The organism is Flavobacterium cerinum (assembly GCF_024496085.1).
In the GTDB taxonomy this organism is placed as follows: domain Bacteria; phylum Bacteroidota; class Bacteroidia; order Flavobacteriales; family Flavobacteriaceae; genus Flavobacterium; species Flavobacterium cerinum_A.
Window position 1 is genome coordinate 3,227,994 of the sequence record NZ_CP101751.1, and the last position, 24,788, is coordinate 3,252,781.

Sequence of the window (24,788 nt, forward strand, 5' to 3'; positions counted from 1 at the left end):
GTTTGAAAAGTCTTTTTTTATGATCATAATATTCTGTTTACCAAATCAAAAAGTTTCAAAAAAACAGCGAGTAAGCCTTCACAATATCCCGAAAAACATAATGAAGCTATAGTTAGTCAATTTGTTAACTATTAGAGACATTTTTTTTAGAAAATTTTTCCTATACCATTATTTTTTAACTTGTTACATACAATACTACACAAAATATTGTTCAACGTTAAATATTTTTAGATGAAAAATTTCTTTTTACACTTTTCACTCATGCTATTTCTAACAACAGCATGTCATTCCGACAATAATAGTTTGGAAGCATCCGACCCGATTCTTAAATCTAAGTCCAGTCCCGAAAAAATTACTTTTCTCAATCAAATGGAAATTAACAGATGGGTCTGTACATCTCCCGGAGAAAATCCAACGGCCACTGTATTACTCAATCATTTTTTCGAACGTAATTCTATCTATCGTGATAAAGGTATCTATTCCAAGTATGGAGGTAATGTAATATTTACTTTTATAGGCAAGATTGGAGGAGAAGGCAGAAGTGATTCTATGATTCTTAATATTTCAATCGTTATGAACTCAACACTTACACTAAGTTTACAAACCCGAAATGAAATAACCGGAGTTGACAAGTTTCAGACATTGGAATTTAAGACAAGTTAAAAATGAAAACACTTCAAAAAATTAATACCGTTTATTTTAAAAACAGTCACTAACATTTAATATAGCAATATAAATTATGAAAAAATCTTTATACTACCTAGCCTTAATCACAATATTAGTGACCGGAATTTGTTTAGCAAACAATTCCGGAGAATTAGCCTCAAACGGGAATAATGACAAAAGAGATTTTATCCACAACATAACTGATGGTGTATGGGAATGTACCTCTGTCGGAGAAAATGTATTTGTTACAACATTTCTTATCAATCATTTGTTTGACTATGATTCTCCTTATACTATAGATGCTTTTTATTTTGATGGCGGTCATTCCTTTTCTTTTTTAGGCAGGCTTGGAAAAGGAGATAAAAAAGATTCTATAATTTTAAAAATTAGCATAGAAGACAATACACTCAAAGCGAAACTATGGAGTACAAATGAAACAACAGGTACGGAAGAAACTCAAGAATTAGATTTTGTCAGAAGACGTAAATAATATGTCATAAAAAAGACCTTTCATTGGTTTAGAGCGTCTTTTTTTTTTCAAGCCGACAAAAAGACAAACAATTGAATATCAAGGACAAACAAGCCAAGTAGATTGCTTTTCAGTTCTATCATTCATACTTTTAGATAAAAACATAAAATCATGAAAAAAACATTACTTTATTTAACTGTTGTTACGCTTCTTACTGTTGCTTGTACCTTAGATATAGATAGTACTACATCAACAAAAGCATCTGAAGGTCTTTTTTCTTCTAAAATGAGTCAAAATAAAAAACGCTTTATTGATAATATGCATGATGGCGTATGGGAAAGTACCGAGGGACATTTATTTGCAACATTGATTATTAATCATATGTTTGACCATCCTCACCTTGTTAAAGGATATTATACCTTAAACGGCAGCACTTATACATACATAGGCAAACTTGGTTTTCCGGGCAGACAAGACAATATTGTATGTAATATAAAAATAATCGGTAACACACTTACACTAATGGTGGAAAGCACCAATGAAGTAACCCGTCTAAAAAAAGGACAAGAATTAACATTTACCAGACAAAGAAATTCTTTAGTTGTTGACTAATCCTAAATTCCGATAGCACAAAGTAAAAAAGACTTTTCAAATCAATGAAAAGTCTTTTCAATTAAAATAACAAACAAAACAATTAATTATCGCGAATTACATGGGCTACCCCAGTAATTGTATGTGTAACAGCCGGGTTATTATTATCCGTATATGTACCGTTAAAGGTGAGATCAATATATTGTCCTACCGATCCGAAACTACTCAAATTAAACGATACCGTATTAGGTGTTTGCAATGAAATATAACCTACTCCGCTTCCTTCTATTGAAAAATTCGTAGTAGTATATATTCCCGGTATATTGGTATTTCCCCAAATATATATCCCGCCAGTTCCTGTTGCACTGGAACTAATCGATAAGCCATTCGGTGTATAATTTGCATTAATTCCTGTGATGTAATAAGTTATAGGATCATTATCAATCTGATAACTGATAAACTCCGTTACTGTATTACAAGCAACCAGGTTACCAACATTAGTTGTTGGATTTGTAAAAGTATACGTAATCTCACCGGTTACCTGCAAATTATCATAATCGGCACCTTCTAAAGTAAAAGTGGCATTCGGTCCGCCGCAAACCAACGTATTGAAGCTAAAACTTCCGTTTGAAACCGGTGCTACCTGTGTAGTATAACCAATATTCATGATCACATAACCATTGGTAACCGCTGCATTATTACAAGTCACCAGATTTCCTTCTACAGTTGTCGGTACTGCTAAAGGGTTATTAATCGTAATCGTAGGCAATGTTGTATTGGAGGACAATGGCCCTGCTGATCCGCTATAAATAGTATTTCCGCAATTATCAATTACAACGATTGTCAGTGTTTCATTTGCCGGAACCAATCCGCAAACCTGTCCGTCTGCATTAGTTGTTCCGATTGAAGGATACGTATTTCCACTTCTTATAATTCCGACCTTAGTATTAGCCAGCGGATTACCGTTAGCATCTTCCAGATTAACACACATGGATACTACCGGGAACGGAGCATCACAATTCCACCATGAAAAATGCGATACGGTTCCTACATAATTATTCCCCTGACGGGTAGCACTACCTTCCTGAATCCAATAGCCTTTATCGTTATCAAAATGCCATAACGGAATCGTGTTAGGCGCGGTACTTAATTGACTGTTATCGATTTTCATTACAATCTGAGCCGTATGCCCGGAAGCAATCTGTAACTTTTGTCCTGAAGCGCCTCGTAACTCCACACTAAGCATACCCAGTGTTTCTAAAGCTTTTGCATTACCGTTTTCATCCTGTGCAAAAAGAGTACCCGGCATTAAATCGGATAATTTATTATCAGATGGCAATAAATGATACATTGAGACCGAAACACTTCCATTATAAGCAGCACCGTTTTCATCCTGAAAAGCACCGTCGAAAACAACTTTAGTACCGGAAGACAATGCTACTTCACTACTTACTCCGGCATTGATCACCTGAGTAGGCTGTAACGGCAGTAACATAATTTTCACATTATTATCTCCATTAGTCGGAACCATTGTACGGGAACCATCTACATAACCCGCTTTTTTAGCAGTGATATAGGCAAAACGTTCGTAAACCGAAGCATTTTTAATGATAAAAACACCGTTAGAATCGGTTATCCCTGTAGTATTTCCAATTTTGATATTGGCATTTGAAACCGGATTTCCGTTGACATCTACAACTTGCCCGATAAAATTTCTTGAAACCTGACTACCGAAACTGGATGACATAGTACCGCCTCCGCCCGGATTATTACCTCCTTCATAGGTGCTATCGGATTCACATCCGATCATCAATATCATGGAAGTAACTATTACTAAAAAAAGTTTGATTTTATTCATACGCTTCCGTTTTGTGTTGTTACTAGTATAGATACATCCTAACGCTTTTAGTTGCGTATAACTTAATGTTATTTTTACACTATTTTAATCACAAATCAATACATATCTTAAAAATCAACACATTACATTGATCAAAAATTAAAAATAAATTTAAAAAATTACTCTTTTAATAATTTATCCAATTGTATTTTTTCATTTTCAGGCAATCCGGGTAATATTTCCTGAAAATACTGTCTGAGTTTTTCATTTTTAAGTAAAGCCCGAATCGTATCTTTCGAGAACTTAACAAATTGCCACTTATGATGTATAGTACCATTTACCAACCAACGCAATGTATTCAGATCACTTTTATTCAGGTATAGCAAGTTAACCAATGCATTCTGACGTGTGCTACTTTCATATTTAGGCGAAGCATAATCCAGTAATTCTTCATACCATTTTAATTTTTCAGCATTCTGATAATCCGGTGTAGCTAAAGCCAATGTCAGCCAACTAATCCGAAGATTTTTATCATTAAATCCCTGTCTGTTTTTTGTTTTATCCAATAACGGAAAACGACCATCCGGGAATTGAGCCCAAAGTGCTTTTAAAGCAATTTCCTGTGTGATATAAGACGAATCATCCAATAAGGTTTCATATTGTTTTTTAAATGATTGCGGAATCGTTCGCAATGATTTAGCTACGGCTTGTCTCACTTTTAAATCGGTTGACTGCATCGCTAACTTCAGCAAGGGTTCATTCTGCTCAAACGGTGTATTTTCCAATTGATAAATAACCTCTTCCTTTGCCGGATAGAACACTTCCGATTTTAATACCTGTTCCAATTGCACCTTTTTGTCCGCTAATAGCTTATCCTGCAAGCCAACTACATCCAGATACTTTTTTATAAACGGGTTTTGTTTTACAATTGCCAGTGCCTGTTCCGTCGGAAAAACCGCATTTTCAAGCCATAATGCTTTAAAATCAGTTGTATCATATCCGGAAGCCGCTCGTATTTCAGCTAAAAAATCATCCGTGTTTACGTTTTTAAAGGCATATTTGCGAAGGTAGTTTTGTACCGCTTTACGAAAAGCGGTTTCACCAACCTGAACTCTCAGGTAATGTAATGCCCAGGCTCCTTTTTGATAAAAAGTCAACGAACTCGCTTTCTCATTTAACAACGGAATTTTATCCGTTTGTGAAACCCGAATCAAACGTTCGGCTGATTCATATAATTCCCAATTAAAATAATCATCGCCAAAAAGCTGTTTTTCAGCCAATAAAGCATAATAGGTTGCAAAACCTTCCTGAAGCCAGTGATGTTTACCGGATTGTGCCGTTATCATATCGCCGAACCATTGATGTGCCAATTCATGCGCATTGACATTCACGTAAGTACGGTCATTAAATCCGATTACATCAACAACAGAATCCTGAGAAAAGACAGTAGCCGTTGTATTTTCCATACCGGCATATAAAAAATCGATTACCGGCACCTGACGATATACCTGCCACGGATACGGAACTCCTATTTCCCGTTCAAAAAAATCAAATATTTCTTTTGAATAGCGATAGGTCGGTTCAAACTTTAACGAATCCGCTTTCCTTATATACATTTCCAACGGAGTACCGGAATTTGTCACTACTGTTTTCTTTTCAAATTTTCCGATCGCTAACATCGCCAGATAAGAACTCATCGGTTTTTCCATCGCATAATGCCATGTGATCAGATCACCCCGATTTTCTTTATTCTTTAAAACTCCGTTAGCAAGCACTTCAAAGGCTTTATCAAAAGTAACGGATAGCGAAAAAATCATTTTTTCATTGACATCATCAAAACTCGGCAACCAATGACTCGTATATTTCCCCTGCCCTTGTGTCCATATCTGGAAATCGTCATTTAATCCAACAAAATAGAGTGTTTGTCGCGGTTGCGTTTCATAATGCAATTCCAGCGTATTAAGTCCTTTTTTATATCCCTGAAACAATTGTAATTTTTTTCCGGTATTTTTAAACTTGACCGCTTTTTTATTTATCGTAACTCCGGTAATATCCATACGTTGCGCATCAATATTAATTGTATCGACCGGATTGATTACCTGGAATGTATATCGGACATCTCCTTTTATTTTTCGCGTTTCCGTATTAAAAGAAAGTCCCGCATCAAGAGAAATAAAATCCACTTTTTCGCTTTGTTGTGCCTGCGAAACGGCAAATATAAAATAGAAAAAAATCGTTAGTCGCTTCATAGTTAAATCATAATAGAATGCTCAAAGTTACAAAGTTTACCACAACATTATACCGGCTTTTTTGTAAGTTTACGCCTTAAATTTTCTATTTTGAAAGCAAAAACGGTTTTTAACTGGAGTAGCGGAAAAGACTCTGCTCTGGCTCTTTATGAGTTATTACAACACAATGATTTTGAAATTGACTGTTTACTAACCAGTATCAGCAAACAATATGATCGAATTTCAATGCATGGTGTCCGAAGCCGCTTATTGGAACAACAGACAGAAAGTATTGGTATCCCTTTAGTAAAAATGGAGATTCCGGAAATGCCTTCGATGGAAGTTTATGAAAATGTAATGCGGGAAACGCTGACTTCTTTAAAAGCCAAAGGAATAACGCATGCTGCTTTTGGAGATATCTTTTTGGAAGATCTGCGAAAATATCGGGAAGAAAAACTCGCTGAAATGGATTTAAAAGCTGTTTTTCCATTATGGAAACGAGACACCTCAACCCTTATTCAGGAATTTATCGGACTGGGCTTTAAAACCATCGTGACTTGTGTCGACGCCCGATTATTAGATAAAAGTTTTGTCGGTCGTATTATTGATGCCGATTTTTTACGCGAATTACCCGAAAATGTTGATCCTTGCGGTGAAAACGGAGAATTTCATACCTTTACTTTTGACGGGCCGCTTTTTAAAAAACCGGTTGCTTTTACCAAAGGAGAAATTGTTTTACGAAAATATGAAGCTCCGAAAAATGACGATTCCTGTTTTACCGATCCGAAGGAAACGCAATACGGTTTCTGGTATTGCGATCTGATTCCGGAATAATCCAAATCAGGTAAAATCACCTAAAATGTCGGTCTTGATTTTTGCTACTTTTGAAAGATGCAGTATAGTCCTACATTACCTATGACAGAAGAAGTAACCAAAGTGTTGCACTTTTTGGATGAAATCGGTATTTCAATTGTCGAAAAACCGCTTACCGACACTTTTTTACCCGGTCTTTCGTTAGGCCCCAACTGTATTTATGTTGATTTTGATCAGTTATTATATCCCGGTGATCTGTTACATGAAGCCGGACATCTTGCCGTAACTACTCCTGAAGAACGTCTGGTAGCCGGAACTGAAGCCCAAAGTGCCGACTGGCCGACAGGCGGTGAAGAAATCGGAGCGATTTTATGGTCGTATGCCGCAGCTGTACATCTGCAACTGCCGCTTGATTTTGTTTTCCATAACAACGGATATAAGAATGGCTCGGAAATGCTGATCACTAATTTTGAAAAAGGAAATTATATCGGTTTACCTTTTCTGGAATGGATCGGACTTTGTCTTGGTGAAGAACGCGCCGCTGCAACAAATCAAAAAGCTTTTCCTTTGATGTTAAACTGGTTAAGACAATAAATCATGGAACTGATTCGTGCAATTAAATTCCCGTTATCCTTTGATGTCGTTCGTTTACAGGCCGATATTAATAAGGTGATCTCTCATAAGTGGACAGATCATTATAATCAAAACGATTATAACGGCAAGTGGACTTCAATAGCTTTAATGTCAGAAGACGGAAATTCGGATTCAATATTTGCTTTAAACCGAAGCGAGCTTATTGATACGGATATTTTAAAACAATGTGACTATTTTAAAACCATATTAGACGAATTTCCATTTGAAAAAACAGCTGTTCGTTTATTAAATCTGACTGCCGGAACCGAAATCAAACCACATCGCGATTATTGTCTGGGTTATGAAGACGGTTGCTTTCGTTTGCATATTCCGATTATCACCAATCCGGATGTCGTTTTTATGCTGGACGACAAACGTTTAATTATGAACGAAGGCGAATGTTGGTATATCAATGCCAATTTTAGCCATTCGGTAGTAAATAATGGTTCCGCAGACCGAATCCACCTGGTTATCGACGGCATACAGAACGAATGGACTGACACGCTGTTTTACAAAGAGGCACATCCGGAACAATTCCGAAAACCATTACCCGAAATGAACGAAGCCGAAAAACAGCGTATTATCGAAGAACTAAATCGTATGAATCCGGTATTGACAGCAACTATTCTAAAAAATATCGAGAACAATCATTCCTGATGAAACAATTGATACAAACAAAGAAGGCAGGCTTAACCAAACCTACCCTCTCCTGTCTATAAACACAATTTATTTATGGAACTCTAAACTATGCCTACATTTATGACACTATTTATGAAAAGTTATGATATTCCGACTCTACAGAATTTTTTAGTAACAAGCACCTCTTTTTCCGGTAAAGGCAAATGCTCTTGTTTTCCGTGTATAATAAAATCAAATGTCGCTTTTGCCAGCGATTCATCAGTAAAACCAAGTAAACCGTAATCGGCTTTTACTTCTTTTAATACAACATCCGAAGAGGCCGAACTGCCGTAACTTCTGTTACTAACCGTTTCAGTTCCCAGATAATATTTTCTCCCGTTAATGGTCGCAAATGCCGACACTATAAATAATCCTTCCATACTCTTTTTGCTTTAGGGTTACTACTTTTTTTATTTGTTGGTTTTTGGTTTTTATATGAAGTCTACAAGAAATTATCGCTTCGGATTTCGTTCATCATCCGTTATTTTGGAATCGGCAATACTATTAGCCAGTGATCCCAACAACAGAAATCCCATTCCAATCAACACAGGCCAGTATATCAAAGGGAAAAACATTTTGCTTATCACAAGCAATAAAGCACCGGTCAAACTAAATATAAAAGGGAGGTAAATTTTTTGTCTTACATTTTTTGACATGGCCCATAAATGGAGAATTAAAAAAAGTAAGATTGCCGGAAAAAGCCATACTTTATAATAAGATTTTACCATCCCGAAAATTCCCAGCATACTACCGTATACTGTCCAACACATGGCACTTTTAGGATAGAACAGCCCTAGTAAACCGAATACATCGGTAACAGTACCTGTACTTTTCTTTTTTTCTGATCCTGCGGTCCAATCCGAAACAAAATTGTACATTCGTTTGTCCATCTGAAACACTTTTATAGTTAGTACTATCTTAAACTCATTTTAAGATTTTGTAACCAATATGTGTCTACAGGCGGTACGTTCTGAAAATCATCATCCGTTACCTCTATTTCCGCTTTACGGACAGGTTCCTGGTTTGGCTTTTTATTGTTGTTTCCGGAATGATTCCCGTGTAACACATTCAAAGCCAATAAAGACATTTCAGTGGAAGTATCCTCTATCAGACTCTGAATAGCTGCCGGATTCGTTTCCGTTACCAATTGTCGGGTTTCCTTTTCCTTTACTATCATTTTTACACCTGCGCGGGTTTCCCGGCAAGTATTGATTAAAAAGAACGAACTCACTAATACGGCAATTTGGGTAATTCTCATTTCTACTATCTTTTTTGGTTACAGTTTAATCGTCAAAAAATACTTAACCTTCTAGCTGACAGTATGATTTTGCTACAGCATTTGATTTTATAAAACTAAAAAGTCAGCCGTTATTTCCTATACGTGTTTTTACCTGTTTTTTTTCGCGTTCTTTCCGTAATTTCCCGTTGATTCCTAATTTTCCGGAAAAACAGCACGATTCTGTTTTTTCCCGAATCGAGTGTTTTTAATTTCCCAATTAAAATCTATCTTCGTAAAGTGATTTATTACTAATCGTAATTTTTGAATGAATAACCTTTTCGAAACTCCTATAGAATACCTGAAAGGCGTTGGACCTCAACGTGGAGAGTTATTACGTAAAGAGCTGAACATTCACCGTTATGCCGACCTTTTAAATCTATATCCGAACCGTTATATTGACCGTACCCGTTACTATAAGATTAATGAATTGCAAAACAGTAATTCAGAAGTACAAATTATCGGGCGTGTTATTCACATTAAATCTGTGGAACAAAAAAGAGGGAAACGACTTGTGGCCACCTTTGTTGATGATACCGGAGAAATGGAACTCGTTTGGTTTCAGGGCCAAAAATGGATCCGCGAAAGCCTTAAACTAAATATGGTTTATGTCATCTTCGGAAAAGTGACTTCTTTTAACGGTACTTTTAATATGGCACATCCGGAAATGGAATTACTTGCCGAACACGAAAAAAGCCTGCGTTCGGCCATGCAGTCTGTATATCCGTCTACCGAAAAACTAACGCAAAAAGGAATTACCAATAAAACAGTAAACCGACTGATGCAACAGTTGTTTATTGAAACTCAGACGTTATTTAAAGAAACGCTTCCTGCTTATTTAGTTGATGAATTAAAACTGATTCCGAAAAACGCAGCACTATTTAATATTCATTTTCCTAAAAGTCAGGAGTTACTGGCCAAAGCGCAGTTTCGGTTAAAGTTTGAAGAATTGTTCTTTATTCAATTGCAACTGATTACTAAAAACCTGATCCGAAAACACAAAATAAAAGGACTGCCGTTTGATAAGGTCGGAGATTATTTTACTACGTTTTACAATCATCATTTGCCGTTTGATCTGACCAATGCGCAAAAAAAAGTATTAAAAGAGATTCGGAATGATTTGGGAAGCAACGCACAAATGAATCGTTTGCTGCAAGGTGACGTAGGTTCCGGAAAAACAATCGTTGCATTAATGACGATGTTACTCGCTCTTGACAATGGTTTTCAGGCGTGTTTAATGGCTCCTACGGAAATATTAGCCAACCAGCATTTTTTAGGAATCCGGGAATTGGCTAAAGGATTAGACTTAAATATCAAAATACTGACCGGATCGACTAAAACCGCCGATCGTAAAATCATACACGAAGAACTTGAAAACGGTAGCGTACATATTATAATCGGTACGCATGCCCTATTAGAAGATAAAGTACAGTTCCAAAATCTCGGATTAGCCATTATTGACGAGCAACATCGTTTCGGCGTAGAACAACGTTCCAAATTATGGAAGAAAAATACCGTTCCGCCTCATATTCTGGTCATGACCGCTACTCCTATTCCGCGAACACTTGCCATGAGTTTATACGGCGATCTGGACATTTCCGTTATCGACGAACTGCCACCGGGCAGAAAACCGATACAAACCGTACATCGTTATGACAGTAACCGGTTAAAAGTCTGGAAGTTTTTAAAAGATGAGATTGCCAAAGGACGTCAGATTTACATTGTATATCCGTTGATACAGGAAAGTGAAAAAATGGATTATAAGGATCTGATGGACGGTTATGAAGGTATTTCACGTGACTTTCCGCTACCGCAATACAGCGTGAGTATCGTTCACGGACAAATGAAACCGGCTGAAAAAGACGCTGAAATGGAACGTTTTGCTTCCGGAAAAACCAATATTATGGTAGCCACTACAGTTATTGAAGTTGGCGTAAATGTCCCGAATGCCAGTGTAATGATCATTGAAAGTGCCGAACGATTCGGACTATCGCAGTTGCATCAGCTTCGGGGACGCGTAGGCCGTGGTGCCGAACAAAGTTATTGTATTCTGATGACCGGTCATAAACTGAGTAATGATTCCAAAATCAGAATCGAAACCATGTGTAGTACCAATGATGGTTTTGAAATTTCGGAAGTGGATTTAAAATTACGCGGACCGGGCGATATCATGGGAACCCAACAAAGTGGCGTACTTAATTTACAGATTGCCGATTTGGTAAAAGACCGGGAGATCTTACAGCTTGCCCGACATGAAGCGATCCGACTTTTAAAAGATGATCCGTCAATGAACAAGCCTGAACATCAGTTTTTAAAACACGTTTTTATCGAATTATCCAAAAAAAGAAACATCTGGAATTATATTAGTTAGTTTCTTAAAAACAGCAATCAATTATCAATCAAATAATTATAAAATATGGTAGCCTACAATCCTAAAGACTGGATTACTTTTATTTTCCGTTTCCATAAAGCGGATACTTTTCGTCAATTGATTCCGATGATGATTACCATCGGGCTATATTCAGCAGCAGTTGGTTATCTCGAAATGGAATATTGGAAGTTATCGGAGAAAAGCCATGTTAAAAACATAACGATCATGCACAATATGTTAGGTTTTGTGATTTCCTTACTATTGGCTTACCGAACCAATACCGCATATGACCGTTGGTGGGAAGGACGAAAATTATGGGGCGCATTAGTCAACAATAGCCGGAATCTTTCGATCAAACTGGCTGCCATGTTAAAAGACGAACGGGATCGTTTGTATTTCCGAACCATGATACCGGGATACGCTTCCATTTTAAGTCGGCACTTAAAAAATGCTGATACCGGCAAACAATTGGATGAAGCCTTTGATTTGAGTCTGGATCATAATAAACACAAACCGAATCAAATAGCCCGTATGTTATTCAATAAAATTAATGAGTTATACGAATCTAAGAAAATTACCGGTGATCAATTAATCATTCTGAATAGCGAAATACAGTCTTTTACGGAAGTTTGCGGCGCTTGTGAGCGTATCAAAAACACACCGATTCCCTATTCGTATAGTGCTTTTATAAAAAAATTCATCTTCTTTTATGTGATGACACTTCCATTCGGTTATGTATTTAGCCTGGGCTATTATGTTGTCCCGGTTGTTGTTTTCATCTTTTATGTTTTGGCGAGTTTAGAATTAATCGCGGAAGAAATAGAAGATCCTTTCGGCGATGATGCAAATGATTTACCAACCGTTAAAATAGCCAGTAACATCAAAGTACACGTAGAAGAAATTCTTTAAATGAAACGTTAATTTTAGTTATTACATTTCCTTATCGGGATATTTTTCAGTAATTTTAATAGCTTGATTCTTCAGGCCGACTAACTATTTATTTTGAAGAGAATCCCGATGAGCTTATCCCGATCATTATTACCGGCCCCGCGTTTAACCCAGGAAAAATCCCTTAAAACACTGGTTGAAAACAGAACCGTTTATTCCTTGAATAATTGCGAGTTAAATCTGTTTGAAACCTATACGACAACCGAAATGGTTCCGTTAAAATTCAACGATCTGGTAGTTACCAGTATGCTCCGCGGGAAAAAGGTGATGCATTTATTTGATGAGCCCGGTTTTGTGTATTTACCCGGTGAAACTGTAGTCGTTCCTTCTAATGTGGAAATGAAAATTGATTTCCCGGAAGCTTCTCAAAATAATCCGACACAGTGTTTGGCTTTAGCTATTGATCAGGTAAAAATCAATGAGACTTTACAATTCCTGAACGAACGCTATCCGAAAGACGGTGATTTCTGGAAACTGGATCATGAAAATTACTTCTTCTATAATAATATCGAACTGGCCACAACGATCAGTAAACTGATAAAAGAATGCATGAGCACGTCAATTACCAAAGATGCTTTAGCCGATTTAAGTCTACAGGAATTACTGATCCGGATTATTCAGACACAAACTGTAAAAGCCATCGATTCGGATACTTTTCTAAATAACAATAGTCCGATATTACCGGTTGTAGAATACATACGTAAAAATCTTCAGAGCAATATCACACTGAAAGACTTAAGCGACAAAGCCTGTATGAGTACCACTTCGTTTTATCGCTTTTTTAAACGAGAATTAGGAATGAGTCCCATTGAATTTATTATAGCCGAAAAAATCAAGCAAGCCAAACAATTACTAAAAAATCCGTCATTGCAAATCAATGAAGTTTGCTTTCAATCCGGATTTGAAGACTGTAACTATTTTATCCGATTGTTTAAAAAATACGAAGGTATCACACCAAAACAATACCAGTTGCTTTATATCAGCTAATATCAATCTTCTTTATACCGCAGCGGTTCCAGATTGTTTCGTTCCGATTCCGTAAACAAACGGGAATGGATAATAAAACGTTTTCCGTAGGGGATTTCCAGTGAAAAACTAGCGCCGCGTCCCACTACTACATCCAGGGTTAAATGCGTATGTTGCCAGTATTCAAACTGATCTTTACTCATCCAAAACGGACAACCGTCGACTTCACCGAGACAGACATCACTATAACCCAGTTTAAACTCTCCTTCCGGAAAGCACATCGGTTGCGAACCGTCACAACATCCGCCACTCTGATGAAACATCAACGGACCGTTACGCGATTTCAATTCTTCTATTAATGCTTTTGCCGCTTCCGTCAGATTAACTCTTGCTACCATAATGTCTTTTTTTAAAAACCCGGCAAGATAGCTCCTGCCGGGTCGGGTATTTGTTTTGGTTTTTGAAAAAAAATTAGAAGAATCCTAGTTTATTTTTGTCATAAGAAATCAGCATATTTTTAGTTTGACGATAATGTTCCAGCATCATTTTGTGGTTTTCTCTTCCGAATCCTGATTTTTTATATCCTCCGAACGGTGCATGTGCCGGATAAGCATGATAATTGTTCACCCATACTCTACCCGCCTGAATCGCTCTCGGAACCTGATATAATTCATGAGCATCACGTGTCCATACACCGGCACCCAATCCGTATAATGTATCATTTGCAATCGCGATCGCTTCTTCCGTGGTTTTAAAAGTAGCTACACACACAACCGGACCGAAAATTTCTTCCTGAAAAATCCGCATTTTATTGGTCCCTTTAAAAACAGTCGGTTCAATATAATATCCGCCCGAAAGTTCTCCGTCCAATGCATTGATATTACCGCCAACCAATACTTCAGCACCTTCCTCTTTACCGATTTTCAGATAAGACTGTATTTTTTCATACTGATCGTTAGATGCCTGAGCACCCATCATAACGGTTTTATCCAACGGATGACCAATTTTGATTGCTTTTACCCTTTCGACAACTCTTGCCATAAATTTGTCATAAATATCTTCATGTACCAAGATACGTGACGGACATGTACAAATCTCACCCTGATTTAAAGCAAACATAACCGCACCTTCAATCGCTTTATCAAAAAAGGCATCATCAGCATCGGCTACCGATTTAAAGAAGATATTCGGCGATTTCCCTCCCAATTCCATTGTAGAAGGAATAATATTTTCAGCGGCATATTGCATGATTAACCTACCGGTAGTCGTTTCTCCGGTAAAAGACACTTTAGCGATTCTCGGTGATGTTGCCAATGGTTTTCCGGCTTCAATACCAAATCCGTTTACAATATTGATTACTCCCGGTGGTACGACATCTTTTATTAAATCCATTAATATCAGAATCGAAACCGGAGTTTGTTCAGCTGCTTTCACCACGGTACAGTTTCCGGCAGCGATAGCCGGTGCAATTTTCCAGGTGGCCATTAGTAACGGGAAATTCCACGGGATAATTTGTCCTACCACACCAATTGGCTCATGCAAACAGATACTAACCGTATTTTCATCGTGTTCGGATATCGTACCTTCTTCGGCACGAATCACACCGGCAAAATAACGGAAGTGATCAATGCAAAGCGGTAAATCGGCAGCCAAGGTCTCACGAACGGCTTTTCCGTTATCAATCGTTTCAACAGTTGCCAGATATTCCAGATTAGCTTCCATAACATCAGCGATTTTATTCAAAACCAGACTTCGGTAAGCCGGCGATGCTTTTCCCCATGTTTTAAAGGCTTCATGGGCGGCGTCCAATGCCAGATCTATATCTTCTTTAGTCGATCGGGCTGCTTTTGCAAACACTTTTCCGTCGATCGGGGAAACATTATCAAAGTATTCTCCTTTTACCGGAGGTACGAATTTACCTCCGATGAAATTATCATATTTTTCTTTAAATTGAGGTCTTTGAAATACATTGCTCATAATATTGTTTTTTGCGTTTATTCAAAATTACGGGCTATATAAAAAGTAAAATAGCATTATTCTTGCAATCAATAGCATATTTTTTTCAGTTCTGTTTTCTTTGTTTTAATTTTTTAAGCATTACCGCTATGATCCGCTTATTTCATTGCACTATTCCCATTCTTTAAAAGATAACAGCGGACTTAAAAAAGCGTAACTTTTCTTTATTCTACGCCCGACAATACTTATATTTGCATCCTTAAATTTTACTGCAATGCGTATATCTTACAATTGGTTAAAACAATTCATCAAATTAGATTGGAATTCTGAAGACACCTCTGCCTTACTTACTGATTTAGGTCTGGAAGTAGAAGGTGTGGACAAGTATGAAAGTTTAAAGGGAGGTCTTGAAGGTGTTGTTGTGGGTCATGTTTTGACTTGCATTCCGCACCCGAATGCTGACAGACTGCGTGTCACTACGGTTGATCTGGGCGAAGGTACTCCTGTACAGATTGTATGTGGTGCTCCCAATGTTGCTGCGGGACAAAAAGTAGCCGTTGCGACTATCGGAACCAAATTATACGACAAAGAAGGTGTTGCTTTTGAAATTAAAAAAGGAAAAATCCGCGGTGAGGAAAGTCACGGAATGATTTGTGCCGAAGATGAGTTAGGCTTAGGTGAAGGTCATGACGGTATTATGATTCTGTCTGAAGACTTAAAACCGGGTACTCCCGCTTCAAAAGTTTTTAATATCGAAACGGATGAAGTTTTTGAAATCGGATTAACACCAAACCGTGCTGATGCTATGAGTCATTTGGGTGTTGCCCGTGACCTTAGAGCCGGATTAATTCAGAAAAACATTAATCATACAGAGTTAATCACACCTTCTGTAAGCAAATTTAAAGTTGAAAAACGTACTTTAAAAGTTGACATCAAGGTTGAAGATAACAAACTGGCTCCTCGTTATTGCGGGGTGACCATTTCCGGTATTACTGTAAAACAATCACCATCCTGGCTACAAAACCGTTTAAAATCGATTGGCCTTACTCCGAAAAACAATGTAGTTGACGTTACTAATTATGTTTTACATGAATTAGGACAACCATTACATGCGTTCGATGCGGCTAAAATCAAAGGTGGAAAAGTAACAGTAAAAACCGTTGCAGCCGGCACGAAATTTATAACACTGGATGATGTTGAGCGAACGTTACATGAAGAAGACTTAATGATCTGTGACGATAATGGTCCAATGTGTATTGCCGGTGTATTCGGAGGAAAGAATTCAGGCGTAAGTGAAAACACGACGGCAATATTTTTGGAAAGTGCGTATTTCAACCCTATTTCAATTCGCAAAACTGCAAAACGTCATACATTAAGTACAGATGCTTCTTTCCGTTTTGAAAGAGGAATTGACCCTACAATCACAGAATATGCATTAAAACGTGCTGCATTGTTAATTCAAGAAGTTGCCGGTGGTGAAATCACTTCTGATGTTATTGATTTATACCCTAAAAAAATTGAGGATTTCTCGGTTTTATTAAATTTCAACAACGTAACTAAAATAATTGGTCAGGAATTATCCAAAGAGACAATCAAGAAGATTTTAGTTTCATTAGATATTAAAGTTAATAGTGTTTCCGATGCCGGTTTAGGATTAACAATCCCGGCTTATCGTGTAGATGTACAGCGTGAAATCGATGTGATTGAAGAAATTTTACGTGTATACGGATACAACAATATCAACTTTACACCAAAATTAAACGCTTCGATCTCCAATTCATCCCGAACTGAAGATTACAAAGTTCAAAATATCATTGCTAACCAACTGGTTTCACAAGGTTTTAATGAAATGATGGCTAATTCACTTACTTCCCCGGAATATGTGAAGTTATCCGAAAAACTAAAAGAGGAATTTAACGTAATGATGTTGAATCCGCTTAGTAATGATTTATCAGCTATGCGTCAGTCACTACTTTTCAGCGGATTGGAAGCTATTTCATTCAACATTAACAGAAAACGAAGTGATTTAAAATTATTCGAATTCGGAAAAAGCTACCATAAATTGCCATCCGGATACGAAGAAAACAAACACCTGACATTGTTTGTAACCGGAAATCGTTTAATGGAAAACTGGTCTACACCACAACAACCATCCGATTTCTTCTTATTTAAAGGTTATGTAACCAGTATTTTGTCTCGTTTAGGAATTGACAAAACGGCAACACAGCCATTAGATAACGATATTTTTGCAGAAGGAACTTCCCTGTCAGTCGGAAAAGACATTATAGTGGAATTAGGAACGGTTAAAAAATCGATCTTAAAACATTTTGACATCAAACAAGAAGTTTTATTTGCCGACTTTAACTGGGGCGCTATTTTAAAATTACTTTCAACGAAAATCAAATTCGTTGAAATTCCAAAATACCCGGAAGTACGTCGTGATTTAGCTTTATTATTAGATCAATCAGTGGCTTTCGATCAGATTTTTTCAATTGCCAAGCAAACCGAAAAATCGCTTTTAAAAGACGTTAATCTGTTTGACGTATACGAAGGAAGCAATTTACCGGAAGGTAAAAAATCGTATGCCGTTAGCTTTACTATTCAAGATAGCTCTAAAACATTAACAGATGCTCAGATTGATAAAATCATGCAAAAACTGCAAGCTAATTTCGAAAAAGAATTAGGTGCAACATTACGATAATCAAATACAATCCTATAACAAAAAGTCCCGACAAAAATCGGGACTTTTTAATTTACACTGTCTCGTCCTGAAATAAGTTGACAACAAATCGACTTTATTATGAAAGACAAAACCAATACCGCTATTAAACGTAGTCAAAAGGATTACAACATGGCTTTTAAATTAGCCATAATTTCGCGAGTTGAGCAAGGTGAAATGACCTACAAACAAGCTCAATCTGTTTACGGCATCCAGGGAAGAAGTACAGTTTTGGTTTGGCTGCGAAAATATGGTAACTTAGATTGGAGTAAACCAAATCTGTTATTTATGTCTAAATCTAAAGAAACTCCGGCTCAGATTATTAAACGACTAGAGAAAGAACTGGCCGATGAGAAACTTCGAAATAAGATTCTCAATACGATGATCGACATTTCTGATAGTCAGTATGGAACTCAGATCCGAAAAAAGTTTTCTCCCAAACCATCTTCCGACTCCGGGAAGGAGCAGGAATAAGTTTGTCCAAAAGTTGTCGATTGTTTGGGATGAGTAGGCAAGCTATATATCAGGAACAAAAAAGAATCTTCAATCGGGAATCTGAGCTACACAAAGTAAAGCATCTGGTTCTTTCTTTGCGATTGGAAATGCCACGTATAGGAACACGTAAGCTATATTACCTACTTTCAAAACAATTTGATCAACAGGGTGTAAAGATAGGTCGTGATGCTTTATTTGATTATCTAAGAAGAGAGAAGCTACTAGTTAAACCAATGAAGAGCTATACTAAAACTACCTATTCTAAACATTGGCTACACAAGTACGAAAATCTTTTGCAAGAGTGTGAAATTAACCGCCCTGAACAGGTATACGTTAGTGATATTACTTATATCAAATCACATCAGAAAACGCATTATCTATCTTTAGTTACTGATGCTTATAGCAGAAAAATAATGGGTTATAAACTGAGTGATGATATGAGTTCTGAAAATGTGGTACAGGCATTGAAAATGGCCCTAAAGAATAGGAAATCAACATTACCACTGATACATCACTCCGATAGAGGTTTACAATATTGTTCTAAAATTTATCAGGAAGTATTAGCAAAAAACAATATTATACCTTCTATGACTGACGGATATGATTGTTATCAAAATGCTTTAGCTGAAAGAATAAATGGAATTTTAAAAAACGAATTTTTGATTTACAAATGTAAAGATGGCGCAACATTAGAAAAACTTGTAAAAACGGCAATAGAAACTTATAATACTAAAAGACCTCATTTGAGTTTAAAAATGAAAACACCTAACTTTATACATGAAAAAACCAGCCAGGTAAGCCTGACTGGTTAATCTAAAAATTTATTGTAAAATCTGTCAACCTATTTTAGGACGACTCACACTTTTTTTAAAAGCATATTCAAATCAACATAACTTTCCTGATTTAAACCTGTATATGGATTAGTAAGTAGCAATCGTTCTTTTAAATTTTCAGGCAATCCGTTTAAGGATTTATCATCATCAATTATAAGTACTTCCTCCGGACTGTATTGGCATTGATCCATCCAACCCATGATCTCTGTTTTTCTCGTTAACTGCTTTTCAAGTGGCGTATTTAAAATGGACACACTCTCAACAGATATAGCCCTCCTATCAAAAATAGCTTTCCATTCCATGACTCCAAAACGAAACCTATGTGAAGTTGACAAAATCAATTCTACTTTCTTTTTTAAACCAATAATGTAATTTAAGATCTCAATAGCAACAGTATTGAATTTATAAAATCCGTCTGCATCTAATTCCACTCTCTTATGAGGATTAGCATGCACCATTACACCGTCTATGTCTAAAAAAATTTTCATCTCATTTATAATAACTTATACATTATTCTATTCTCAGTAAAGAACTCATTCAAATTCGGAAAGAAAGTCATCATTACAGTATTTCCGATGATACGGACAATTTCTATCCCAATCTTCATTTACATCAATCTTAATATGATTAAAAGACCTTCCAATATCCGAAAAAGAACGTCCTGATTTCACCTTATCCACAACAATACCGGCTAACTTATAAGCAATATAGCGATGATTCCCGTCGACAACTAATTTACCATTATTAACCTTGATTGAACCAAATCGATATCCTGCCAAAATTCTTCTGTAAATACGTTGAATAACAGCGAAACAAACCACCTTGTGCGTTGTTTCATATTCGTGATCTACATTTCTTATAAATTGCTCCAATGTCAAAATATCGAGGCAAACTGCTTCCTTAATTGCTACATCTTTTCTTTCCGGCATATTATTTATTTTTATGGCTTATACATCACGAATTTACGAATAATAACCTGTTTTTCAAATCAATGAACGCTACAACACCATAACATAAACACCCAATAACAAGACATTTTAGCCCCAATAGTAAAACTAAACTACCATCATAAAAAAAGTCCCGGCTAACCGGGACTTCTCTTCTCTAATCATCAAAACAACATTATGATTTCGGTAACAAAACCGCATCAACAACATGAATTACACCATTGGACTGATTAACATCCGCTATTGTTACTTTAGCACTGTTTCCGTTTTCATCAGTCACATACAAATCCTTTCCTTTCATCCAAGCAGTTAACGTTCCACCACTAACGGTTTTCAGCGTCGCTTTTCCTTTTCCGTTTTTAATCGCTTTATCAATATCTGTCGCATTCATTTTACCAGCCACAACATGATAGGTCAAAATGGTTTGTAATTTCTTTTTATTTTCCGGTTTTAGTAAGGATTCCACGGTTCCTTTAGGAAGCTTTGCAAATGCGGCATTCGTAGGAGCAAAAACGGTGAAAGGTCCTTTTGATTCTAATGTTTCCACTAATCCGGCTGCTTTTACTGCTGCCACTAACGTAGTATGATCTTTAGAGTTTACTGCATTTTCAACGATATTTTTAGAAGGATACATCGCTGCTCCACCTACCATAACCGTTTTTTCTTTTTGCGCGAAAGAAGCAGTTCCGAAGAATAATGCGCAAGCCACAAAAGCAACGGATAAAATTTTTGAAGTTTTCATAATGTTATTTTTTAATTGTTTATAAATTCATTTACGCAACTAATCCGTTTTTGGTTTTATAAAAAGTAAAAAAAATAGTTTCAGAATAGTATAAACAAAAAAAGTCCCGATAAATCGGGACTTTAAAAGTATTATTCAGATAAGGGATTACTCTCCTTTTTCCATTTTAGCTTTTAATTCAGCTAATGCATCGATATCACCTAATGTTGTTTTTTCAGCATTATTAGTTGATGTTACGTTAGCTTCAGCAGCTTTCACATTTTTCTCTTCTTCTTCACGGAAGATAGCAGTGTGAGAAGCAACTACTCTTTTGAATTCTTTATTGAACTCAATTACTTTGAAATCAGCTGTATCACCTTTTTTCAATTTCTTTCCGTCTTCTTTTTCTAAGTGACGTGTAGGAATGAAAGCAACGATATCATCACCGAATTCTACAGTAGCTCCTTTGTCAACGATTTCAGAGATAGTTCCGTTGTGGATAGTTCCAACAGCGAAAGCATCCTCATACTGATCCCATGGATTAGCTGTTGTTTGTTTGTGACCTAAAGATAATTTACGTCCTTCAACATCCAACTCTAATACAACAACATCTAATTTATCACCTACGTTAACAAATTCAGATGGGTGTTTAATTTTCTTAGTCCAAGAAAGGTCAGAAATGTATACTAATCCGTCGATTCCTTCTTCTAACTCTACAAAAATACCAAAGTTAGTAAAGTTTCTAACGATTCCTGTGTGTTTAGAACCTACAGGGTATTTAGAAGTGATATCTGTCCAAGGATCCTGAGATAATTGTTTGATACCTAAAGACATTTTTCTGTCTTCTCTGTCTAAAGTAAGGATTACAGCTTCTACCTCATCTCCAACTTTTACGAAGTCCTGAGCAGAACGTAAGTGAGTAGACCAAGACATTTCAGAAACGTGGATTAAACCTTCAACACCTTCAGCCACTTCGATAAATGCACCGTAATCAGCGATTACAACTACTTTACCTTTTACTTTATCACCAACTTGTAAGTTAGCATCTAAAGCATCCCATGGGTGAGCGTTTAATTGTTTTAAACCTAATTGAATTCTTGTTTTCTCATCATCGAAATCAAGGATTACAACGTTTAATTTCTGGTCAAGCTCTAATACTTCGCTTGGGTGGTTGATACGGCTCCAAGATAAGTCAGTGATGTGGATTAATCCGTCTACACCTCCTAAGTCAATGAATACACCGTAAGAAGTGATGTTTTTCACAACTCCTTCTAACACCTGTCCTTTTTCTAACTGACCGATAATTTCTTTTTTCTGTACTTCGATATCAGCTTCGATAAGCGCTTTGTGCGATACAACAACGTTTTTGAATTCGTGGTTAATTTTAACAACTTTGAATTCCATTGTTTTGTTCACATACTGATCGTAGTCACGGATTGGTTTCACGTCGATTTGAGAACCTGGTAAGAATGCCTCGATTCCGAATACGTCAACGATCATACCACCTTTAGTTCTACATTTAACGAAACCATTAACAATTTCACCTGATTCGTTAGCAGCGATAACTCTATCCCAAGCTTTGATTGTACGTGCTTTTTTGTGAGATAATACTAACTGACCTGATTTGTCTTCACGAACATCAATCAATACTTCTACTTTATCACCTACTTTTAAGTTCGGGTTGTAACGGAATTCATTTAATGAAATTACACCCTCAGATTTAGCGTTGATATCAACGATAGCATCTCTTTCAGTGATTCTTACCACTACTCCTTCTACTACTTCTTCAGCATCTGTAGAGATGAAAGTTTTTGCTACTAAATCTTCAAATTCTTGTAAGTTTTTTTCGTCAACAGCATCGATACCTTCTTCGAAGTTATGCCAGTTAAAATTCGCTAAAAACTCATCTTGTGTTTTTGTTTGTTCAGACATGTCTGATTAAAAATTTGTATTCTGTGCTTTCCTGAGTTTCTTAATGCGAACGAAAACAGCAGAAGTGTTTTACATAAATTGTTGATACCTAAAGGAAACTCACTATCGCCAAAAGGTGTGCAAAGGTAATACTATTTTTTTGATTTACAAAACTTTATTCCTTTTCAAAAGATCCTGATCAACTGTGATACATCAAGTCTTTTTTACATTATTGTTCCTAAAAAAACAAAAACCGGCGTTAAACCGGTTTTATATTTTAATGTGCTATATTTTGAACATCCTTCGGATCGTGTTTATGTTTAAACATCAAAGCAAAAGCAATTGCGATAACCAAGGCATAAGCTGCAAATGTCAGCCAGATATGGTGCCAGTCTTTCATAAAGATCGGGCTACTAAAAAGTCCGTCTGCCGAAACCTCAATTCCATGTCCTTTTACAAACTCATTCATCAATTCATTTGTCGGTTCCGTTTGCAGGTACGTTGCCAATTCTGTTGTATCAGAGAACGATTTAGTAAAGAAACGGTCAATTGCCCATCCTGAAGTAAAACTTCCTAAAACCGCTCCGAATCCGTTCGTCATCATCATAAACAATCCTTGTGCCGATGAACGATTTTTTGCATTAGTATTGGTTTCTACAAATAAAGATCCCGAAATATTAAAGAAGTCGAACGCCATACCGTAAACAATACAAGAAAGAACGATCATCCATAAACCGGTAACCGGATCTCCAAAGGCAAACAAACCGAAACGCAATACCCACGCCAACATACTGATCAACATTACCTGTTTGATTCCGAAACGTTTTAAGAAAAACGGAATCGCCAAAATAAATAAGGTTTCTGATATCTGTGAAATTGACATAATGATAGTCGAATATTCCACTACAAATGAGTTAGCATATTTTGGAAAATGTTTGAATTCATCCAAAAACACATCCCCATAAGCATTGGTCAACTGTAAAGCACCTCCCAAAAACATGGAAAAAATAAAAAACAATGCCATTTTATAATTTGCAAACAGTTTAAAAGCCTCCAATCCTAATGTCTCCGATAAGGACGCATTTTCACTAATCAAACGCTGTGGCTTACATTTCGGCAATGTAAAGGCATAAAAACCTAAAATCAAAGCCGCAATACCGGCGATATAAAACTGATATTCCGTAGCCTTATTTCCGGTAAGATTCGTAATCCACATCGCTACGATAAAACCGATTGTTCCGAAAACGCGGATTGGCGGAAAATCTTTTACAACATCTCTGTCATTTTGTTTTAAAGCGGTATACGAAATGGAATTCGACAAGGAGATCGTCGGCATATAAAAGCACATCGCCAATAACATCACATAAATAAATGTAGTTGGTGTGGCTACCTGTGGTAATGAAAACAATACTCCTGCATATAATATGTGTAATATCCCGTACAATCTTTCGGCATTTACCCATCTGTCTGCAATAATACCGGTTAGCGTTGGCATAAATAAGGAGGCGATCCCCATTGTCCCGAAAACAAGACCGAATTGGGTTCCCTCCCAGTTTTTAGTTCCGAACCAATAATTTGCAATAGTGATGAGCCAGGCTCCCCAAACAAAAAACTGGAAGAAGTTCATCAGGATAAGACGATTTTTTATAGTCATTATAGGTTGTAATTTTGTGTAATTGGTTAGTTTTAATTTTTAAAAAAGCTGGTAAATCTATTAATAAAAACAGGAA

Annotated in this window: 23 protein-coding genes; 11 read left to right on the forward strand and 12 right to left on the reverse strand. The window is 36.6% G+C overall.

What is annotated here, in order from left to right:
• Positions 1–231: 231 nt before the first annotated feature.
• From NOX80_RS14555 to NOX80_RS14565, 3 genes are all read left to right on the forward strand, one after another.
• Complete coding sequence (locus tag NOX80_RS14555; protein ID WP_256550528.1) at positions 232–663, forward strand: hypothetical protein; 432 nt, start codon at positions 232–234, stop codon at positions 661–663.
• A gap of 76 nt (positions 664–739) precedes the next feature.
• Positions 740–1,156, forward strand: coding sequence for a hypothetical protein (locus tag NOX80_RS14560; protein WP_256550529.1), 417 nt, complete (start codon positions 740–742; stop codon positions 1,154–1,156).
• Between the two features lie 150 nt (positions 1,157–1,306).
• The gene (locus tag NOX80_RS14565) at positions 1,307–1,747 is read left to right on the forward strand and encodes a hypothetical protein (RefSeq protein WP_256550530.1); all 441 of its coding nucleotides are present in this window, start codon (positions 1,307–1,309) and stop codon (positions 1,745–1,747) included.
• Between the two features lie 82 nt (positions 1,748–1,829).
• Here NOX80_RS14565 and NOX80_RS14570 read toward each other — a convergent pair whose 3' ends face one another.
• Both NOX80_RS14570 and NOX80_RS14575 read right to left on the reverse strand, forming a co-directional pair.
• The gene (locus NOX80_RS14570; protein ID WP_256550531.1) at positions 1,830–3,584 is read right to left on the reverse strand and encodes a carboxypeptidase-like regulatory domain-containing protein; all 1,755 of its coding nucleotides are present in this window, start codon (positions 3,582–3,584) and stop codon (positions 1,830–1,832) included.
• Positions 3,585–3,742: 158 nt separating this feature from the next.
• Positions 3,743–5,812, reverse strand: coding sequence for a M1 family metallopeptidase (locus NOX80_RS14575; protein WP_256550532.1), 2,070 nt, complete (start codon positions 5,810–5,812; stop codon positions 3,743–3,745).
• A gap of 90 nt (positions 5,813–5,902) precedes the next feature.
• On the opposite strand from NOX80_RS14575, the gene NOX80_RS14580 reads away from it, so the two are divergent.
• From NOX80_RS14580 to NOX80_RS14590, 3 genes are read left to right on the forward strand one after another with little or no spacing between them, the layout of a single operon-like run.
• Positions 5,903–6,625, forward strand: coding sequence for a diphthine--ammonia ligase (locus NOX80_RS14580; RefSeq protein ID WP_256550533.1), 723 nt, complete (start codon positions 5,903–5,905; stop codon positions 6,623–6,625).
• A gap of 57 nt (positions 6,626–6,682) precedes the next feature.
• Complete coding sequence (locus NOX80_RS14585) at positions 6,683–7,198, forward strand: hypothetical protein (RefSeq protein ID WP_256550534.1); 516 nt, start codon at positions 6,683–6,685, stop codon at positions 7,196–7,198.
• Positions 7,199–7,201: 3 nt separating this feature from the next.
• The gene (locus NOX80_RS14590; protein ID WP_256550535.1) at positions 7,202–7,894 is read left to right on the forward strand and encodes an aspartyl/asparaginyl beta-hydroxylase domain-containing protein; all 693 of its coding nucleotides are present in this window, start codon (positions 7,202–7,204) and stop codon (positions 7,892–7,894) included.
• A gap of 122 nt (positions 7,895–8,016) precedes the next feature.
• On the opposite strand, the gene NOX80_RS14595 is transcribed toward NOX80_RS14590, so the two are convergent.
• From NOX80_RS14595 to NOX80_RS14605, 3 genes are all read right to left on the reverse strand, one after another.
• A complete protein-coding gene (locus NOX80_RS14595) occupies positions 8,017–8,295 on the reverse strand; it encodes a hypothetical protein (RefSeq protein ID WP_256550536.1) in 279 nt (92 codons plus the stop codon).
• Positions 8,296–8,367: 72 nt separating this feature from the next.
• Entirely contained in the window at positions 8,368–8,805 is a 438-nt protein-coding gene (locus tag NOX80_RS14600; protein ID WP_256550537.1) for a hypothetical protein, read from the reverse strand.
• A gap of 23 nt (positions 8,806–8,828) precedes the next feature.
• Entirely contained in the window at positions 8,829–9,173 is a 345-nt protein-coding gene (locus NOX80_RS14605) for a hypothetical protein (protein ID WP_256550538.1), read from the reverse strand.
• 286 nt (positions 9,174–9,459) lie between these two features.
• Here NOX80_RS14605 and recG point away from each other — a divergent pair, with 286 nt between their 5' ends.
• The 3 genes from recG (at position 9,460) to NOX80_RS14620 (ending at position 13,497) form a co-directional block, all read left to right on the forward strand.
• Positions 9,460–11,562, forward strand: coding sequence for an ATP-dependent DNA helicase RecG (recG, locus tag NOX80_RS14610; RefSeq protein ID WP_256550539.1), 2,103 nt, complete (start codon positions 9,460–9,462; stop codon positions 11,560–11,562).
• A 45-nt stretch (positions 11,563–11,607) separates the two neighbouring features.
• The gene (locus NOX80_RS14615; RefSeq protein ID WP_256550540.1) at positions 11,608–12,471 is read left to right on the forward strand and encodes a bestrophin family protein; all 864 of its coding nucleotides are present in this window, start codon (positions 11,608–11,610) and stop codon (positions 12,469–12,471) included.
• 108 nt (positions 12,472–12,579) lie between these two features.
• Positions 12,580–13,497 carry an AraC family transcriptional regulator gene (locus NOX80_RS14620; RefSeq protein ID WP_256550541.1) on the forward strand — a complete coding sequence of 306 codons (918 nt, stop codon included), beginning with the start codon at positions 12,580–12,582 and terminating at the stop codon, positions 13,495–13,497.
• Between the two features lie 2 nt (positions 13,498–13,499).
• Here NOX80_RS14620 and NOX80_RS14625 read toward each other — a convergent pair whose 3' ends face one another.
• Positions 13,500–13,874 (reverse strand): DUF779 domain-containing protein, encoded by a 375-nt coding sequence (locus NOX80_RS14625; RefSeq protein WP_256550542.1) that lies wholly within the window; start codon positions 13,872–13,874, stop codon positions 13,500–13,502.
• A gap of 73 nt (positions 13,875–13,947) precedes the next feature.
• Complete coding sequence (locus NOX80_RS14630; RefSeq protein ID WP_256550543.1) at positions 13,948–15,453, reverse strand: aldehyde dehydrogenase family protein; 1,506 nt, start codon at positions 15,451–15,453, stop codon at positions 13,948–13,950.
• A 253-nt stretch (positions 15,454–15,706) separates the two neighbouring features.
• Between NOX80_RS14630 and pheT the strand changes: the two genes are divergently transcribed.
• Entirely contained in the window at positions 15,707–18,133 is a 2,427-nt protein-coding gene (gene pheT / locus NOX80_RS14635) for a phenylalanine--tRNA ligase subunit beta (RefSeq protein ID WP_256550544.1), read from the forward strand.
• 99 nt (positions 18,134–18,232) lie between these two features.
• Positions 18,233–19,458 (forward strand): IS3 family transposase gene (locus NOX80_RS14640; RefSeq protein WP_256550545.1). Its coding sequence is split into 2 segments (ribosomal slippage): positions 18,233–18,581 and positions 18,581–19,458, totalling 1,227 coding nucleotides; the frame shifts between segments, so codons are not numbered across the junction.
• Between the two features lie 44 nt (positions 19,459–19,502).
• Here NOX80_RS14640 and NOX80_RS14645 read toward each other — a convergent pair.
• The 5 genes from NOX80_RS14645 to NOX80_RS14665 form a co-directional block, all read right to left on the reverse strand.
• On the reverse strand, positions 19,503–19,967 hold the full coding sequence (locus NOX80_RS14645) for an HAD domain-containing protein (RefSeq protein WP_256550546.1): 465 nt from the start codon (positions 19,965–19,967) through the stop codon (positions 19,503–19,505).
• Between the two features lie 45 nt (positions 19,968–20,012).
• Entirely contained in the window at positions 20,013–20,408 is a 396-nt protein-coding gene (locus tag NOX80_RS14650; RefSeq protein WP_256550547.1) for a hypothetical protein, read from the reverse strand.
• A gap of 193 nt (positions 20,409–20,601) precedes the next feature.
• Positions 20,602–21,168 (reverse strand): fasciclin domain-containing protein, encoded by a 567-nt coding sequence (locus NOX80_RS14655; RefSeq protein ID WP_256550548.1) that lies wholly within the window; start codon positions 21,166–21,168, stop codon positions 20,602–20,604.
• Between the two features lie 147 nt (positions 21,169–21,315).
• Entirely contained in the window at positions 21,316–23,079 is a 1,764-nt protein-coding gene (rpsA, locus tag NOX80_RS14660) for a 30S ribosomal protein S1 (RefSeq protein WP_256550549.1), read from the reverse strand.
• A gap of 256 nt (positions 23,080–23,335) precedes the next feature.
• On the reverse strand, positions 23,336–24,712 hold the full coding sequence (locus tag NOX80_RS14665; protein WP_256550550.1) for a nucleoside permease: 1,377 nt from the start codon (positions 24,710–24,712) through the stop codon (positions 23,336–23,338).
• Positions 24,713–24,788 lie beyond the last annotated feature (76 nt).

Coding starts and splice junctions, on each gene's coding strand:
- NOX80_RS14555 (WP_256550528.1), top strand. CDS start 232: ATGAAAAATTTCTTTTTACACTTTTCACTCATGCTATTTCTAACAACA.
- NOX80_RS14560 (WP_256550529.1), top strand. CDS start 740: ATGAAAAAATCTTTATACTACCTAGCCTTAATCACAATATTAGTGACC.
- NOX80_RS14565 (WP_256550530.1), top strand. CDS start 1,307: ATGAAAAAAACATTACTTTATTTAACTGTTGTTACGCTTCTTACTGTT.
- NOX80_RS14570 (WP_256550531.1), bottom strand. CDS start 3,584: ATGAATAAAATCAAACTTTTTTTAGTAATAGTTACTTCCATGATATTG.
- NOX80_RS14575 (WP_256550532.1), bottom strand. CDS start 5,812: ATGAAGCGACTAACGATTTTTTTCTATTTTATATTTGCCGTTTCGCAG.
- NOX80_RS14585 (WP_256550534.1), top strand. CDS start 6,683: ATGCAGTATAGTCCTACATTACCTATGACAGAAGAAGTAACCAAAGTG.
- NOX80_RS14590 (WP_256550535.1), top strand. CDS start 7,202: ATGGAACTGATTCGTGCAATTAAATTCCCGTTATCCTTTGATGTCGTT.
- NOX80_RS14595 (WP_256550536.1), bottom strand. CDS start 8,295: ATGGAAGGATTATTTATAGTGTCGGCATTTGCGACCATTAACGGGAGA.
- NOX80_RS14600 (WP_256550537.1), bottom strand. CDS start 8,805: ATGGACAAACGAATGTACAATTTTGTTTCGGATTGGACCGCAGGATCA.
- NOX80_RS14605 (WP_256550538.1), bottom strand. CDS start 9,173: ATGAGAATTACCCAAATTGCCGTATTAGTGAGTTCGTTCTTTTTAATC.
- recG (WP_256550539.1), top strand. CDS start 9,460: ATGAATAACCTTTTCGAAACTCCTATAGAATACCTGAAAGGCGTTGGA.
- NOX80_RS14615 (WP_256550540.1), top strand. CDS start 11,608: ATGGTAGCCTACAATCCTAAAGACTGGATTACTTTTATTTTCCGTTTC.
- NOX80_RS14620 (WP_256550541.1), top strand. CDS start 12,580: ATGAGCTTATCCCGATCATTATTACCGGCCCCGCGTTTAACCCAGGAA.
- NOX80_RS14625 (WP_256550542.1), bottom strand. CDS start 13,874: ATGGTAGCAAGAGTTAATCTGACGGAAGCGGCAAAAGCATTAATAGAA.
- NOX80_RS14630 (WP_256550543.1), bottom strand. CDS start 15,453: ATGAGCAATGTATTTCAAAGACCTCAATTTAAAGAAAAATATGATAAT.
- pheT (WP_256550544.1), top strand. CDS start 15,707: ATGCGTATATCTTACAATTGGTTAAAACAATTCATCAAATTAGATTGG.
- NOX80_RS14645 (WP_256550546.1), bottom strand. CDS start 19,967: ATGAAAATTTTTTTAGACATAGACGGTGTAATGGTGCATGCTAATCCT.
- NOX80_RS14650 (WP_256550547.1), bottom strand. CDS start 20,408: ATGCCGGAAAGAAAAGATGTAGCAATTAAGGAAGCAGTTTGCCTCGAT.
- NOX80_RS14655 (WP_256550548.1), bottom strand. CDS start 21,168: ATGAAAACTTCAAAAATTTTATCCGTTGCTTTTGTGGCTTGCGCATTA.
- rpsA (WP_256550549.1), bottom strand. CDS start 23,079: ATGTCTGAACAAACAAAAACACAAGATGAGTTTTTAGCGAATTTTAAC.
- NOX80_RS14665 (WP_256550550.1), bottom strand. CDS start 24,712: ATGACTATAAAAAATCGTCTTATCCTGATGAACTTCTTCCAGTTTTTT.